Origin of the sequence: Methylobacterium sp. Leaf87 (assembly GCF_001422775.1) — a bacterium.
Taxonomy (GTDB): Bacteria; Pseudomonadota; Alphaproteobacteria; order Rhizobiales; family Beijerinckiaceae; genus Methylobacterium.
Map to the genome: position 1 here is coordinate 1 of NZ_LMMI01000029.1, position 16913 is coordinate 16913.

A 16913-nucleotide genomic window follows, 5' to 3' on the forward strand; every position below is an offset into this window, starting at 1 on the left:
CGGCTATGCTGCCGGCGAGTGGTCGGGGTCCACATGGCACGTCCAGATGAGGCTTCAGCACCCTTCTGGAATCACCGCCATCCCGGCCACTCAACCCCAGCCGGACATTATCGGACGGGCTCTTAGTACTACTGTGTCATAAAGTTTGGGTGTAGAGTTGGTGACTCGATCTCGTGATGGAGCGAGGCATGGATCGCTTGAACTCCCCGCTGGCTGCTGACCAGCTTCGTTTTGCAAGATATCTGGAGGCTTTGTCAGGCGTCCTGGGCCATGCCGATCGGATTGCGCCGCTGAAGGCCTACTGCACGGGCCTCCTCCTGCCGGGTGCTCGCAAGAGCATCGAGCCGATGGCGGCCCGGATCGCGCCGGCGCGTGTCCAAGCCACCCATCAGGCGCTGCATCACTTCGTGGCCAAGGGCGAATGGTCGGACAGCGCTTTGCTGGCCCGAGTCCGCAGCGAGGTTCTTCCTACGATCGAAAGCCAGGGCCCGATCCAGGCCTGGATCGTCGATGATACGGGCTTTCCCAAGAAGGGCCGCCATTCAGTTGGAGTGGGACGGCAATACTGCGGCCAGATCGGCAAACAGGACAACTGCCAGATCGCCGTGACGCTCTCTGTGGCCAACGCCCAGGCCAGCCTGCCGGTGGCCTATCGCCTCTACCTGCCGGAAGCCTGGGCCTTGGATGCCGAGCGGCGCGGCAAGGCCGCCGTGCCCGAGGAGATCGGCTTCCGGACCAAGCCAGAGATTGCGCTGGATCAGATCCGGGCGGCCTTGGCCGATGGGGTGCCGGCCGGCCTGGTTCTGGCTGATGCCGGATACGGGATCGACACGGCCTTCCGTACGGCGCTGACGGCTTTGGGCTTGCGCTACAGTCTGGGCGTTCAGTCCTCGACGAGCCTGTGGGCCCCAGGATCCGCACCGCTGCCGCCTAAACCCTGGAGCGGACGCGGGCGCCCACCCACCCGGGTACGACGGAGCCCCGAGCACAAGCCACTCTCGGCGGAGACGCTGGCCCGGTCTCTGCCGGAGACTGCCTGGCAGCGGGTCACGTGGCGCGTTGGCACGAACGGTCTACTGACCTCGCGCTTTGCGGCCGTGCGGGCGCGCCCGGCACATCGGGATGAACTGCGACACGAGCCGCGTCCCGAGGAGTGGTTCCTGATCGAGTGGCCGGAGGGCGAGGATGCGCCGACCAAGTACTGGCTCTCGACCCTGCCGCCAGAGACGCCCCTGGCCGAGTTGGTCAGCCGGACGAAACTGCGCTGGCGCATCGAGCGGGACTACCAGGAACTCAAACAGGAAATCGGGCTCGGCCACTACGAGGGGCGAAGCTGGCGCGGCTTCCATCATCACGCCAGCTTGTGCATCGCGGCCTACGGGTTCCTGGTCTCAGAGCGAGGCCGTTTTCCCCCCTCAGGACCAGAGATCGTCGAGCGGCAAGCGCTTGCCATACCCGCCGGTTACAAACCCCGTGGTGCTCCCGATCCGGCCCGAGCGACACGTGCCTGACTCCATCGCGACCCTGCGCCTACGGCTGGCACGGGCACTCACGCAAACCCTGCAACGATGTCCTTGCTGCCAACAAATTTGTGACACAGTAGTATTAGTAGGTCACGACTTTAGGAGGACGCCTGCTGAAGGAGTTGTCCAAGGAATGGTGCGGCTCGGGCCGCGGCATCGAATTGCGCGGCATCCGTGAGGCCGTGGCCCTGTCCCTCGTAGATTTTGATCTCATACGGGGTGCTCTGCTCCCGCAGCAGACGCTCTATTGTGTCAGCATGTGAAACGGGGGCGATGCGATCCGAAGCACCGTGCAGGATCAGAGTGGGTGGTAGCTGTGGACGCTGACCGGCGAACTCATCCAGCAGCGGGCCCGAGTAGCCAACGATCGTTCACACAGAGATGATAAAATATCCACCTTAACAAGACGTATCAATTGTATCTAATATCAATTGGAATTGCTATGTCAAAGACAATAGAGGTGTGTTACGCGGATGGTCTTTTAAGGCCTCAGCGATCAATTTACCAATATGAATATCGCCACCTCCGCCATTTTCAAGTAGCTTCAATGCCTCGAACCACATACTCCGGCCTGTCTTACCAAACGTTAGTTCAGCGAGATCGCCGCCTGCACGCTCCCAAATATCACGATCGGTTGGACCCGCCGGGTACAGAATGGGAAGCAGGCTTTGTAGTCGCGCTCGCCAGAGTGGACTAGGACTATGGTCATCTTCAGCCGAACGATTCCGGCAGAGCGCAATAGCATAGTTTGTTTCGATCTTGGTGCGTAGAACTGGATGTTGTCGACCGTTGGTCAAATCCGGTAGTTTTTCCGCAATATATTCATAAAGGCCGAAAAGCTTTACAATACCAGAGCCTTGAAAATCGGCGGCGCCGTCAAGTCCATTTAACAACACCGTTGTAAAGGCGCTGTTTCGGGCACCAGGGAGGATAAGCGAGGTTTCGTTGACCTTTGATGATGCGATGATCGCCCGTCCCGAACCTTGCGCTAACAACTCAAGCGCCGGTTCGCTCATAGTACGCTCCTCTTCATCGGACCCGTACGCGTCCTTGATTGTCCCCGCTCCCCCGGCATGGCAGGCATCGAGCAGCACTAGCAGCCGTCGAACTTTGATCCTATTGAGGCATTCGGACAATAACGCGGCCGCGATCGCACTCGTCTCTAACGCGTCGCGCCGGCCATCTACCGGGAGCAAATAGCTCTCATCGTTATCTGACGCACGCCAACCATGGCCGGAAAAATAGATGCAAACCATGTCCTCGTCCGACGCTTTTCCAGCTAGTTGATCCAGCGCGGCAACAATTGCCTCTCGCGTCGCCGCACCTTCGAGCAACAACTGGACCTTACGTGGATCGAAGCCGCAGCGCGCTGGCGATTGGAGCAGCGCTGCCAAATCTTGGGCATCACGGATCACTGCCTCCGAGAGCTTTCGGGCATGTGCATAGTTGGCAATGCCAATGATTAATGCATGGGCGTTGGTGAAGCTATGCGATGTCATAAGAAGGGCCAAAAACCACGACTCCTGCCCCTCGCCTCAGTAATATCCCGATCCTTCGCAATGAACTGCAGGTTAGGGTTGCTTTTAAAATCTTTTTGCATCTCGCGAAGGAGTGAAATCACAACGGGACCGTCGCCGCGCCGCACGAGTCTGATCGCATGGCGCCAGCGCTCGGAGCCGGTGGACCGAGCCAGAATATCAGAATTTGATCCGCCCGCACGCTCCCAAATATCACGATCGTCGGGCCCTTTAGGATAAAGGTCGGCGGCAAGATCAGCGAAGCTGCGCCATTTTTCTTCGGTATCCACTTCGCTCAGCCCCATCATCCAGCGCGACAACGGAGAAAACATGCTGGCGCAGACCTGAAGTGTGGCCTTTAACACGGGGATATCATAGCTGCGCTCCCGAACCGAGTTCAGCAACCGTGACCAGTTGCGATCGAGGATAATCCGCCCGAGCAGTTCGGCTTGCTGAGAGTCGGGAGGAGACGCCCGTGCCGCCAGATTGCTGAACCATGTCAGCGTACGTTCCTCGCCTAGTCCCCGAAGCGCTGCGATGGTGGCAAGCGCTTCGCCCCATCCCTGCCCCAGCTGAGGATTGAGGTACGCGGACTGCAGCACAGCTTGCTCGAGGCGGGAGTCGAGCGCTTCCGCATTACCCGCTGCGGTTTTCATCAGCCACCCCCGCGCGGTTGCATCGAGGAAGGGCTGGGCATCCTCGAGTTGCGGCCATAGCATGCCACGCCGCTCAAAGTCGGATAGGTCAGCCAGCGGTGTCGCCGCGAAGGCCGCGATCAGCGGGCTATGAATCGCGCTGCCATTGAGAAGTGCATCCAGGATCGCTCGACGAACGGCCAGAGGATCGGCCGGGGCCTGCCAACTCGCTGTGTCAATTGCGAGGGCCGCCACCCATATCCGCTGGATCGAGGGAAGCGCAAAGTCGAGCTTGGCGGCCAAAGAAAAATTACCAATAATTTCGCGTCCGGCAATAGTATCGAGTCGCGCATCATCATGGCTAGACGCGATCTTTAGGAGGTCATCGCTTGCCGCACTTGCAATTGCCGCAAGAATTCCTGCGCTAAATTTTGGATCTTTGTCGACTTTGAGCTGTTCGCGTACTGCCTCGACGGCGCCAGTCGAGCGCGCGAGCACAGCACCGTGCAGCGACAGCCAGCGTCTGTCGACAAAAGCAGGTAACAAGTCGGTCGAATATCTGATTAGCCTCTTCGGCAAGGCAGCGATCAGCGCTTCTTCGGCCGACTTCCCGACGGGGGTAAGCGCTAACAATGCAGGCAGTGCTTTGTCGTCCGCTTCGAGCCACGCCCAGAAAGCCTCGGCGAACTGCTTCAGCCGCGCTCCTTCTATTGCACCTCCCCCCGCAAGGATCGCCGAGCGCCATTCCTGGATCGCCTCTGACGGCCTGTTGCTGGCGACGATCGTCGCAAGCAGCGCCGGCTCTCTGCTATTGATTGGGTAGAACGCCATCCACTTGGTCACCGCTACCCAGAGCGCTTTGAGATCGTTGAAGCCCTCGAGTGACAGGTTACGCAGCAGCATGACCTGCTCCGCCGACGAGGAAGCGACCACGCTCGCTGTAGCGTCGACGAAGCCTGCCTTCGCGCCCCGACCCTGCGCGGGGTCGGGAGACAAGAGATTGATCAGGCGCAGGCCGGCAGCAAGCTCGGTGAGATCCGCGCCTGACTGGAGTAGGCGGCGAGCTTCGACCAGCCGCGGTAGGCTCTGTAACGTCGTGTCGACATGGCCGATAGACGCCGCAAACGCCCGCAGCGGTTCTGCATCATCAACCCCGCTAAGCACCCGTGCCGCGACGCTGTTCGGCGCGCTGCTTTGTTCGATGATTGGATAGCCGCGCCAGCGAACAGCGAGCGATACCGGCGTGCATACCAGTGCAGGGGTGGGTGGATCGACGATGTCGTCGGGCCCGAAACTCAGTCGAAAGGCAAAGTCCCGGCGCATCGACGGCCAGAGGTTGCGCCAAAGCGCGATTAGCATCGGCTCGATACGGTCCGGCCCTAGCCAGACGACCGGCTTCTTGCCACGACCTACCAGCAGGGCGGCAACTGCCTGAAGATCGCTCCCGTTATCGCCTTCGTCCCCGTCCTCGAGCACAAATGCCATAGGATCTGCTATCAGCTCAGCGCTGCTAGCCAGCTTTGCAATCAAGCGGTTGAGCGAACGGAAATTTTGCATCTCATCGAGCGGTGCGAACAGCGCATGAGCAATGACCATGTTGCCACGCGGCGCCGCCGTATCGTGAAAGATGCGGCCCAGTACATAATGACCCTGCGCAGGAAAACCACATAAGGCCGGTGACCACGCTACACCATGGGGTGGGCTGGACGGCAGGTCAAACCGGCCCGCTAGACTGTTCGCAAAACCGCGATCACCGCTCGCGCCCCTTAGTGCATGGCCATTGTTCACCTCCCCATAAATGGCGCTGTCGACCTTCATGAGCAAGTCATGCCGCCGCTAGCAGCCGGCTCACGGGCCATGTGATGTCTGCATCACTGACGCCATCGCGGCGGACGATATAGCCAAAGCTCTCAGGTCCCTTGATAGCATAGTCTTGATCGGCCTGCTGCTCACTGAGTGGACGCTCGAGCGCGGAAAGGCCGAAGACTGCTGGGCTGTCCCAGACGCTTTCGACAAAATCGCTGAACATGGGCAGGCTCGCCCGCAATGCCTCGCGCGGCTTGTGCTGGCCCTCGAGCTCGTCCCAGCAGCTCAATAGAATTGTTAGACTGGGTGTCACGACCTGGCCATCGCGCGAGGCAGGACTGATGTAAAGTAGCATCTGCAGCAACTCGATTAGCCTTGCCTGATCTGATGGTCGACGAGCGAGCGATGTGACCTGAGCCTTGCCCAGATCGACAAGCGGTCGTGAGAAAATGTCGTCGGCATTCTTCAGATCATGGAGGCGGACGAGCAGGATCCAGTCGGTTCCACCCTGGATACGATCACGCCAAGCGCCGGCAATACTATGATCGGCAATCATCCGTCTGACCTGCTCACCACCATAATCGGGCCAGACCAACTCAGCCTGCTGTCCCTGCGCATCGATCACAGGCCAGATGCTCTCCACATAGGTTTCCGACGGCGTATGCCCCGTCGCACGACCGTCCGAGAGGCTGTTTAGCGCTTGGTCGAACGGATCCAAATTGGTCGCTTGGCCAAACATTTTTAGCGAAGAGCGACCGATAATCAGGCGCTTGAGGAACTGGGCTCCATAATGCGTCTTGCCGACATTGGATTCACCAAGCAACAGGACTGAACGCTTCCGGGCGACCATTAAATTATCTCCGCCCATATAGGAATAGTGGATCAGTGGTTGTACCGCGCTTGCGAGCAACTGCCGTCCCGGGTCGGTCGAGGGCAAGCAACCAAGCGAACAGCGGCACAAACCCTGCGCCGGTTTGGGCATGCTCGTTGCCCCCTGAGAAGACGCTGGTTGTGAACTCGGCTGCATTGGGCATGTCGTCTAACATTGCGGAGCGGATCACCGTCTCCATCTCCTTGTTCACCGCGACATCTCCCTTAGTCCATACTAGAGCCACAGGGCGGCCCCGCCGTTCTGCCGAGATACGCTTGGTGAGCAACTGAAATTTGTTGCGCGCTTGACCGAGCTTCGGACCAGCTAGCGCTTGTCGATCGGCAACGATCAGAAATACATCGGCGTGTCGCGCGAGCCAGCGCGCGCCCTGAGCCTCGGAGGATTCGGCATTGACCGCCCATGTCTGAAACCATGCGCCGGGTGCGTCGGCGAAGAAAAGGTCGCGGGTCTGTCCCGGCGCCTCGCGCAGCGCGAGATGTAGCAGTCCGGGCACTCGAGAATCCCGTGTGCTAGTGTGAGGTGGAAATGATGGCAATTGCCCTGGTTGCCAGCGTAGCGAGCCGGCAATTGCTTCCCAGCCGGCAAGTGAATAGGAGCCATTGAACTGTTTGTGCTCCTCGGTCAGCATGCCTCGGCCGAGCAGCAAATACCAAGCGCCCAGCAAGGTCGTCTTACCAGCGCTCTCCGGTCCCGCAATCGCCACAGTCAGCGGTTTTTCTCGCCCCGTGATGAAATCAATATCGGCGAGACCTAAGGCATTGCCGGTCCAGGGCAGCAGAATCTCTTCGTCTTTGGTTCCCTTGGCTGGCGGCGTCTTGGCACTTCCCGCCCAGCGCGGGCAATGCGCCAGTTCGAGATGGCCGAGTGCACAACTAGTGTCCGGCGCGAAACAGGTGGGTTGCGGGCATTCATCCATGGGCTAGGCTTTGCTTCGACCGCGCTTACCAGCGCTGGCCCTAGTAGCGCGCGACGCTTGTAGTTCGCGGAACACATGCGCGCCCCATGCATTGGGGCGCATAGCGATCTTATCGTCGAGCCCCGTGACCCGGCGGAAGGCGATGCCGCCGAGCGCTTGGGCCTCACAATGGCCGATCACCGACAGCAGCGGACTTCGCCCCTTCCACGGGGATTGCAGCTCATGGGCCATGTTTCGCAACGGTGCCATTACTGGGTCCTCGAGCAGCCCAGCGACTATAGACGGGACGTCGCACGCTTCCGCCGAACGGAGATCTGGCAGTTGTTGGATCGCCTCGTTGAGGAAGGCCGAGACGCTCGCCGGCGAAAACAGCGGCACTTGCTCGAAGAGATCGAGCGCCATCAATGAAGCGGCGGAGAAGGGACGCATGTCGCGGTAGCTGGCCCTGCTACTCGCAGAGTAGAGCGCCTCCTTCCACCACAGCAAATTGGTCCGCCGCTCCAGCCCTGCGGTGGCGCCGCTGAAGGCATCAAGCGCCTTGGTGACATGGTCGCTGACCGACCCGGCCAGCGCCGCCAACGAAGGTGAGAGATCAATCGGTGCGATTTTGTTGGCTTTATACACACCGTCTATCGCGTCTGCGACGGCTTCCGCCATGCGTTCGGAGAATTCCCGGCTCCATTCCCGCGGCTGTTGGTTAGCCCAATAAGGGTTAGGGTTTTCTCCTCCATTGGGACCTGAAGCGTTCAGCATTTTGGCGTGCAAAGTCTCACGGTTGGTGACGTGGTTGCCCGCGCTAATCTTGATATTGTCAGGCGAATGATAGGCTATCGACGAAATTTGGATCCGCTCGGGCGTGATCCATTCCGCGTCAGCGCGGTTATCAACTACATCCTCGATTTCCGCGATCGCATTCAGCCAAACTGCTCCCTCGTCCCCGAGTGCCATATGCGGTAGCATGTTGCGCGCGCTATTTGCGAAAGCGACTGCCACCGTTGGTTCCTTCGCTGCGGTTTGTATCAGTGCGTCGAGCAGGACCGCGCGGAGCAGCGCAATCGGGGTCGCCTGATAACTGTTAGCGACCGTGGTCCAGTTCTTTTTCAGGACCGACCAGGCATCAACAATGGCTTGGTCCTCAGCTAACGACTTTGGGTCGACCGCGACCAATGTCCACGGAACTGTCAGAGCAGGATCCCTCTTCAGTGCGGCGGATAATTCCTTGGCGGTGGTGCGCAGCTTTTCGAGCCTGGTGTCGTCAGAGCCAATATCGAGTAGACCAGCCTCAAGAAACTGAAGTAGTATTTCGTCACGCATTGATAAAACCACTGCAAATGAGGTTAGCTGAGGGTGATGAAGGGCACCGACGCCAATGCCGTGGCGCTCAGCCGGACAACGGGGGACATACCCGGCCTCACGATCAAAGCACCGCAGCCAGAATGTCGATCAGCTGCTTGTCGTCGAGATAGCCCGCGATGCTGTGCGCATTATCAGTATTATTATCGACGACCGTGTCGACGATCCCCGCCGCGAAGCTTGTCGCTAGTGCGCGGCCGAGCGTGACTGGGTCGCCCTTGTCGTAGAAGTTCATCCATCTCGTCACATTCCTAGGAATAGCAAAGGCGCCGCCTACTTGTTTCTTGACTTCATGCAAGCCCAACGGCGATCCCAGCGTGACGAGCAACGGAATCTGGACATCTGCACCAGCCGACGCGAGTTCTCGCAGCAGATTGAACGCGACGACCGTCCCCAGCGAGTGCGACACAATAACAAGCTCACCGCTACCAATGCGTGGCCGGACTATATCGTCGATCTCTTTACGGGCACCAGGATTGGCAAGATAGATATAGGCCTCCCGAACCACTCTCGCGGCAAACTGTCCACGCGCCGGGGAGATCCTTTCGAGCAGACTGACGATCGCAACGGCGCGGCGCCCAATCCAGCTACTCTGCGCGATAGCTTGGGTCCCCTCAGCGACCGTTGCCGCATAGGCTAGGGCCTCAATTTCATCTTCGTCAAGCGCATTTGCGCTGGCGATCTCGTCCAGGGTCTTCGCGAGGAAATCGAGCTCATCGTTCTCGACCGTCAGCCCCATCGCCACCGGATTAGCTGCATCTCCCTTGGTCCAAGTGTAGAGCCGGTCGCCGTAGTAGGCCATAGCAGGTTCGGACGCGCGGAGCCTGCCAGCATCAAGTCCATTGTCGAGCAGATGTTCGGACCAAATCCCTAAAAGCTGCGCCTCACTATAATCCTGTTGTGCGATACCGTGGATGAACAATAGTCTCATCGATAACGCTCCATTCCCCAATGTTCGGCCAAAATCATGCCGCCTTCCCGGTCAAAGGAGGTGAAGGTCTCCGGGAGTAGGTGGCGGCGGATATCGGGAAGACCCTGAACGAGCGCCGCCTCAAGATCACTCGGCGCATCGATAAAGTCCCAACCCTGTCGAAGCCATGGACAGGATCCGGCCACCGGCCCTGTAGCTTCGGGGGTTGCTCGGCTGACGAAATCGGGCAACCTGGCATGGCGCTCTGCACAAGCTCGCGCTTGGACCGCTGCAGCTTGCGCCACGTTGTAGCCGCCGTCATCATCTCTAGAGATACGAAGCTCCCCCATGAGCGCGATGTCGAAGGGAATTGGCTGGCCGCGACTGACATAGAAAAAGGCCATGCGCCGTATGCTGTCGAGGTCGCCAGCATAATCGTAAAGATAAGCGCATATGGCACCCAGGACTGGATTGCCATGTTTGCTCTGGCGCAACAGCGCGGTGACTTCGTCAACCTGAGAAGGTAGCAGTTCGCCAGCTTGCAGCCGGACGAGTATGTCGACGGCCCGACGGTTGTCACGCCCCTCTTGACCATCGTGGAACAGCCAACCGACGGTCCCGCGATCGTCGCGAGCCGCTATGGTCATGAGTGCGGAATAAACGACTACCGGAACGAAGACACCATCTTCATACTCGACGATGAGCTGTCGCGCTCCTGCGCTACAGGCCACTCGCCAGCGGTTGTACCCTAGGTGGTTGATCGGCGCTTGCGACCAGATGGCCTCGGGCGCGACGCCGGTCAACAGCAGATTGCCTCCGATAGGGGATCGCAGATCCTTGAGCCGAAACAACCGCTTGGTCGATTGTCGGCGCGCCGCCTTGCGCTCAGCTACCGCCGCCCCTTCGACCGCACCCCGTGCCTGCGCCCGTAGCCATAACAGCTGGGTCTTTGACGGGGCGGCAGATCCCTCGATCGGTGTTTGCGCTATCGCTCGGGTCCAATCGTTGAGCTGGCGCTTCGCTACCGCTGGGATTCCGAGGTGCTGCTCGAACCCGGTGATCTCTGGGTTTGTACTGCCAAACTCATCGCCGAGAATATCCCGAATGATTATCGCTCTTTCCTCGGATCCCTCCCAAAACTTGGAGTCGACCGACACAGTTGGGTCAACATCGAAAGCATCCTTCTCCTCGGGTTGCTGATCGGTCGTGATTTGGCTTGCGCCGGCCGTTCGAATGGGTGCTGGCCAAGTCGGGAGGGTGGGAATGACCGCCGGGTCTACCCGCGTCGTGTCGAAATAGATGAGATGATTGGGCGGCCGGCCGGGAAGCGTCTCCGGTGTGCATCTCACCTGGTAGGTCGTACACAGGTCGGCTACCCTGGCCGCGAGATAATCGGCTAGTGAGCCCGCCGTGACTTGGCCCGGAAACTGAGGGTCGGTCGCCCCGGTTGCACCCCAAAGCGCTTCAATAAGTGCACCGGAGAAAATGCAACGCGATTTCTCAGGTGTGGATCCCGGGATCATAAAGGCAGATTCAATGTCGTGAACCGCATCAAAACGGTCAAATATCGGCCGACTACCCGCGCTGATGCCGGATCCTAGTACGCCATCAGGTGTCAAATCGGAGCTATCTTTGTTATTGGCGAGCGCCTTACAAGCGTCCGAGATGATGGTGACGTTGGCGATGCCATAATCCGACAACCGGTTCTTCAGGCGTTCGACTGCGATCGCGCGCAGCTTCGTCCGCCAGTTGGTCGGCAGCCATAGCGTGCGAGTGCTGTCCTCGCGCAGCCCATGTCCGGCAAAATGGAGCAGTAGGCAATCGGTCTGAGTACCCATCGGCAGTAACCGCTCGAGAGTCTCACAAACTCGTTCAATGGTCACTGGGTCTTTACGATCAGTCAGCACCGCGACGTCTTTGGCGTCCGCGAAACCGGAGATCACCGCCCATTGACCTATCTCCTCTGCAGCCGTCACTGCTGCGCGAAGGGGCGACAGCCCTTCTGCACGTGAAACGCCGATGGTGACGCAGACTCTCCTCATCCTTCTCGAACACCCGCGACTGCCAGAACTTCATAGGGTATCAGAGCGTTTTTAGTGCCTGATCGGTACCCACAGCGACACGCGTACCTCACAAAACAGCCCATTGGTATTATTTTTCCGGCCGTGCGCACAGCTAAGAAAATTGCGAATTTTCCGTAACGCCTTCCTTTCGTACTCAGTGGTTGGGATGAATTGCCATTTTGAGGTGCTCCGTCATAGCTTTGCCTGCTTTGTAGGCAGAGATGCAGATGGCGAATATAGAAATAGCTCGTCGCAGACTAATCCTCCGCGCTTTGGCGCGCGCTTCAACGAACAAAAGAGCGGAAGCTTTCAGTTAAGGTTAGTCGTCAGCTGTATGGCGAATTTGGACGGAATGCTGCGGACATCAATGATAGTTCGCATATCTAATTTTGGGATCATTTCTTCCGAGGGCAACTTGGTAAAGATTTAGCCAATCCTGTCAAACAAGCCGATCTAGTAGATCGCTCGTAGGCGGACGGCCCTGAGGGCTGCTGATAGTTAGTTGCTTACAAAATCAGGCGCGGGTCCATTCTGGCCGAAGCCGATCCGCCACACGTTCAAGCCGAACCTGCCCATAATGTTTGTCGATCATCACCAGCGATGTGCGGCAGTTTCGGGCCACGTCCATCACCTCCGCTCCGTTCGCCAACTGCTCGCTGATGTGGAAGTGGCGCAGCGAGTAAGGCGTGCGTTTGATGCCGCGGTGATCCCGTTCCAAACCTGCGGCCTTAAGAAGCTGTGTGAAGCCATTGGCCACCGAGCTCACGCGCTTGCCCTGCTCGCTGGCGAACACCGGGTCGGTATCTAGGGGTTCCCGCGCCATGCTGCGCTGAAACAGCATCCACAGGGTGTCGAACCACGGGATCGCCGCCTTCTGTGGAATGGCTTTGCCGCTTTTTCCCTTCCCTCGAACCTGCAACCGGATATCCCGCTGATCCACGGGTTTATGCCGTCCAGCTCGGTAGCCCAGCACGTCCCCCCAGGTAAGGTTGTACATTTCCGTCGGGCGCAAACCTGAGAACGCGCCAATCATCACGTAGGCGTGCATCAGGGTTCGATCACGCCGAGTGTGATCGTCCAGTCGCTTGATGCTCCAACCGCTCCGTCCGTTCTTGGATTTCACGTGCCGCCGCGGGCCATCGTTCATGACCGGGTCCGCCAGTCGGCTCAGGCTGGTGGCTTCCAGCTTGGCGAACTCGTGCGGTTCGAAGCTGGGCCGGCGATTGTCCGGAGCTCGTCGAGCAGTGATGCGGATCTCTGGGGGCGTTTTTAGGTAGCCCCACTTCACTGCCTGACGCAGCAGGGCTCGCAGCACCACCATCTCGGCACGCTGACGGCTCACAGCCGGCGCTACGCGCCGCACGGGCCGTTTTAAGCGGTGACCAGCTCGCTCATACTCGATGTGTGTCACGAGCTTGCCCGGACCCTCGGTCCAGTAGGTACGCCGCCACTCCGCGTAGCGCTCCAGATCGGTTTCGTTGATCGTGTCGATGGGCTTCTGTGCGAAGTACCCCACGAAGAACCGGCGAATCAGCGAAGGTTCGCTCCTGCCTTGGTCGGCCCGGCGTTCACCACGCTCCACTTCGCGGTGGATAAGTTTGATGTACTCGTCGGCCACCGCCTCGAAACCGTGGGCCTTGGCTGAAAGCCCCTGCTCCGCTCGGTACGTGGCCTTGTACCAGATTGCGTCTGCCCGGCGTTGAGCCTCGGCTTGGTCGTCGGTTTCCAGGGAGCGTTTGATTTGCCCCTGCCCTTTGATGCTGAACCGCATCTGCCATCGGGTGCTGCCCGATCGTTGGAACAGCTGATAGCGCTCGGCTTGCTGGCTGGTGGGGGTGCTCATTGCGCGCCCTGTCTGGTTACTGCAGTGCCCAAGGGTGCGCTAAATTTGCGCTAGGCAAGCTGTCTGGTTCTCTTGGTACCAGCACCTAGCCCGTTCATCCAAAACAATTTTTTGGAAGGAATGCGCTAGCGCTGAGCTAGCACATAAAGCCGTTCCCTCGGGCCTCAAAGAGCGCACGAAAAAGCCCGCTAGGTCATTGACCTAGCGGGCTAAATTCATGGTAGCGAGGGAGAGATTTGAACTCCCGACACAAGGATTATGATCTGAGCTGGAGCGCTGCTAAGTCTCTGATTGGAATGAGATCTTGGCCAGCTGTGCTAGTGGTGCGCTAGCAATTACTTTGATTGACACATACGTTTTTGCAGATCGTATATCTCACGGGACAAGATTCCAGGTGTACTGATGCACGCTCAAACGTTAACCGGGATCCTCAGCGAATATCAATTGACAAGTCATGTTGGTTACCCGCCGTTTCGGCAGGTTACCGCCGCCACCGGCCTCCCCCCACATTACAAACCGTCAGCACCAAAAATTTGTGTGAAACAAACTGCGATTTATCTTTTGATAACAGATTCGGTTTTTTGTTCAAGCTTGTCGGCGCCCAATGTATTGTTCAGATTAGGACCAGTCGATGAGACGGCGGGGGCACCATCCTCGACCCACTCCTCTTTTATTAGATCGATGCGAGGATACATCCTACATACTTGCGTCCCGCTTGAATTGCTTCTTACGCGGAATGAAAAGTATGAAGTAAAACTGTTTGCCTTTGGGGGCGATGCAATACAATCGCCTCTATTTACATTATTAATTGTTGAAAAGCTTTGCTCTATCGATTGAGGATCAAATCTCCAACCGCCATTCTCTGTCGGATCCACCGTGCGGCTCAGGGGAAAATCACCATCCCCGTCTTTCTTAGCACCTTCAAAATAGAAATCCTCATTGCTATTTGCCATTTTTGTAAAATAAGGCTTCCGCGTTACTTGATATCGCAGGCGTGGCGGTAAGTAAGCAGATGCATCTTCAACTGAACCATTTTTGCTTGCAGCTTTTACGATAAGCATGATGGGGGTTCGAGCACTCTTAACATATAAATGAGCGGTGCAAGCAGTGCCGGTTATCAGCACTCGACCCTTTTTTAAACATTCCAGGTCTGAACGATCTTCCGCAATATTTTCATCGAGCTTGACGTCTTCAGTCAAGAAGACCTCCGGGACGCCAGACTTTGGAGCGGCTCTCCATTCTACGATGGCAAACGCCGAATTTTTATTGTTTATTATATATCGAACTGAAAGACCGCCTTTTTTGTCCATACAGTTTGACCAAGCGTTGATAATCGTTGGATCACCAGATGCCAAGGCTATATCACGCTGCTGCGAGATGGTTAGGCTAGTGTCCAATTGACGTCTAAGGTCATCTTGATATCTGCGGAATTGCTTTTCGTCGTAGCCGACACCAAGCTTTTTTGGACCTATCGCAATATTTGCATCAAAACTTTTATCCTTCTGTGATTCTTCGTAAGTCATCCTAGATAATCTGTCGAGAATGACTTGTTGCAGCAAGTCATTCGTGCGAATATTTACAGTTTGAAGTGTGCCGTCTTTGATTATATCGCTGCACTGATCGGATGCCTCAGCTTCAGCCCTTGACATTAATACAAGGCTAGCTAACAAAATCAATAATCTAGTCATTTAATTGCCGCTTGCCTTCTTTATTTGCACAATTAGCCCGAGCAAGGCACATTCTAGGCCTATGTGAAAAAGTGTATCATAGCCAAACCTTCGATGTGAAGCTTAAAATATTCTGTTTGTATAAATTTTATAAGGCGCTTTCATTGCAGTCTCAGATTATAGCGCAAGCAAATGTATTTGATATTTCTAATATTTAAACGAATAATGCGCACATGGCGACAGCTCTTAGGGATTTTTAATCTTATGCTATGGAATAAAATCAATCTAATATAAAAAAATATTAGTTTCTGGTTTACTATTATATCAAAAGCCGTTAACCGCTTAGTATTTTCGATATTCTAATGGCGATCTTTGGCCAAGCCAAAGGCGTGGTTTTCGTTTAAGCGGATCGAAACGTGCGCCAGCTAAAGTGTTCGTACGAAATGCTCCGATGTCTAAGCCTATCCTATATGGCAAAACGATGGGCCATAAGTCCGGCGTATGACCGTGGACAACTACTCGATCTAGGCCATGGGGTTCTAAGAGAAACGGCTCTCGGATCCATAGGAGGTCGTGTGGCATTTGGCGCCACATAGGGACCCCTGGCCTCACTCCAGCATGGACATAGAGCCGCTCGCCGTCATCGAAGCCGAGAGGCAAATCGTCAAGGAAGCGGATGTGTGCCTCAGGGATGCTGCGGATGTTTCCGGTGCCGTAGGAGCGTAGCGTCGCGGATGCGCCGCATACCATCCAGTTTCTAACGTGAAAGTCGGTGTGATCCTTCCAAGCCGCGACCATCATGGCCTCGTGGTTGCCTTTGATTGGGTACCAATGCTCACGGGGACGGCTTGGCCCAGCCATGATTCTTTCAATGACTTGCCGCGAGTTAGGGCCTCGGTCAATGTAATCACCAAGGAATACCACTGACGCTGGGCCCTGGGCATCTTCTGCCACCCAGGCCAGGAATTCCTCAAGGAGGTCAAGCCGACCGTGTATGTCTCCGCAGGCGTAAACTGGACCTTCAATCATATTCGGCTCAAAAATTGTAAAGCCAGTTTTCATAGGATCCCGCTGCTATGGGGCTCTGCATCACTGATTGTGCGGCCTGGTAACACCCCAGGCGGTTGTGCAGCGAGCACAGGCGCCCTCCAGTTGCGCCTGTGCCGCTTCGTAATGGCTCAGAGATTTTCTTTGGCAGCAGGAAGCCTATTGATATTGGCTGCGCAAGGGCCAGCGTAGACCGGGCGGCCCGATGTGTTCCTCACGAACACGCTGTAGCGGCCTCCCTTGGTGGTTAAGTTCCGCGAACCCATCATATTATCCAGACCCTTTTGGCCGCCGGGACTCGCGTCCCGCCAGAGGCGGACAGTTGTCGGCTGGTGTGTCGCCGCATCCACCGCTTGGACGCAGACCGAGCTGCCAGGGGCTCCAAAGAAATCCTCAACGCGCGCGTCGTTGCCAGGGTCAATCCATGTCCAACGCGCGCTCCCAGCCTGCGCGGAACCAAGCGATGCCGACATTAGAGCGGCGGCGGCTACGGTGAAAAAGACCGTGCGTGGTATGTTCATGGCCATCATGTGTCTCCTCGTAACGGGTCGGTGGACCGCGACTGACGCTGGCCCAGCCTGGCTGCACAACAGGGAGGATGACGTTGCGATCCAGGAGTCGCCACGCTCAGATCCGGACTGGCCGGGGCCAGTACCGGACAGTCCGGTCCGGGTGATCTCCGACGAGTGTCCTTCTCCTCGCAATCGGAGGTGGGTCCGGCTTCCGATAGGGCAACGCCGT

The 16913-nt window shown here is 57.4% G+C and carries 11 protein-coding genes; 1 reads left to right on the forward strand and 10 read right to left on the reverse strand.

What is annotated here, in order from left to right; all coding sequences use genetic code 11:
• Positions 1 to 188 precede the first annotated feature (188 nt).
• Positions 189 to 1511, forward strand: a complete 1323-nt coding sequence (locus ASF22_RS14495) for an IS701 family transposase (RefSeq protein WP_056265620.1) — start codon at positions 189 to 191, stop codon at positions 1509 to 1511.
• 110 nt (positions 1512 to 1621) lie between these two features.
• Here ASF22_RS14495 and ASF22_RS23185 read toward each other — a convergent pair whose 3' ends face one another.
• The 10 genes from ASF22_RS23185 to ASF22_RS23950 all read right to left on the reverse strand — a co-directional run bounded on the left by ASF22_RS23185 (position 1622) and on the right by ASF22_RS23950 (position 15146).
• Complete coding sequence (locus ASF22_RS23185; protein WP_082483731.1) at positions 1622 to 1891, reverse strand: prolyl oligopeptidase family serine peptidase; 270 nt, start codon at positions 1889 to 1891, stop codon at positions 1622 to 1624.
• Positions 1892 to 1963: 72 nt separating this feature from the next.
• Complete coding sequence (locus tag ASF22_RS23190) at positions 1964 to 3034, reverse strand: caspase family protein (RefSeq protein ID WP_162239570.1); 1071 nt, start codon at positions 3032 to 3034, stop codon at positions 1964 to 1966.
• Positions 3019 to 5493 carry an effector-associated domain EAD1-containing protein gene (locus tag ASF22_RS14500; protein ID WP_156647742.1) on the reverse strand — a complete coding sequence of 825 codons (2475 nt, stop codon included), beginning with the start codon at positions 5491 to 5493 and terminating at the stop codon, positions 3019 to 3021. Before ASF22_RS14500 ends, ASF22_RS23190 begins: the two co-directional genes overlap by 16 nt.
• Before the next feature lie 7 nt (positions 5494 to 5500).
• Positions 5501 to 6391 (reverse strand): hypothetical protein, encoded by an 891-nt coding sequence (locus ASF22_RS14505; RefSeq protein ID WP_244474296.1) that lies wholly within the window; start codon positions 6389 to 6391, stop codon positions 5501 to 5503.
• Positions 6336 to 7289, reverse strand: coding sequence for a hypothetical protein (locus tag ASF22_RS23195; protein ID WP_082483729.1), 954 nt, complete (start codon positions 7287 to 7289; stop codon positions 6336 to 6338). The genes ASF22_RS14505 and ASF22_RS23195 overlap by 56 nt, the downstream gene beginning before the upstream one ends.
• 3 nt (positions 7290 to 7292) lie before the next feature.
• Entirely contained in the window at positions 7293 to 8603 is a 1311-nt protein-coding gene (locus ASF22_RS23940) for a GTPase-associated system all-helical protein GASH (protein ID WP_156647743.1), read from the reverse strand.
• A gap of 103 nt (positions 8604 to 8706) precedes the next feature.
• Positions 8707 to 9573 carry a hypothetical protein gene (locus tag ASF22_RS14515; protein WP_156647745.1) on the reverse strand — a complete coding sequence of 289 codons (867 nt, stop codon included), beginning with the start codon at positions 9571 to 9573 and terminating at the stop codon, positions 8707 to 8709.
• Entirely contained in the window at positions 9570 to 11594 is a 2025-nt protein-coding gene (locus ASF22_RS23945) for a caspase family protein (RefSeq protein WP_156647747.1), read from the reverse strand. The genes ASF22_RS14515 and ASF22_RS23945 overlap by 4 nt, the downstream gene beginning before the upstream one ends.
• Before the next feature lie 535 nt (positions 11595 to 12129).
• Entirely contained in the window at positions 12130 to 13458 is a 1329-nt protein-coding gene (locus tag ASF22_RS14525; protein ID WP_056265599.1) for a site-specific integrase, read from the reverse strand.
• A gap of 554 nt (positions 13459 to 14012) precedes the next feature.
• Positions 14013 to 15146, reverse strand: coding sequence for a hypothetical protein (locus ASF22_RS23950; RefSeq protein ID WP_156647748.1), 1134 nt, complete (start codon positions 15144 to 15146; stop codon positions 14013 to 14015).
• Between the last annotated feature and the right edge of the window lie 1767 nt (positions 15147 to 16913).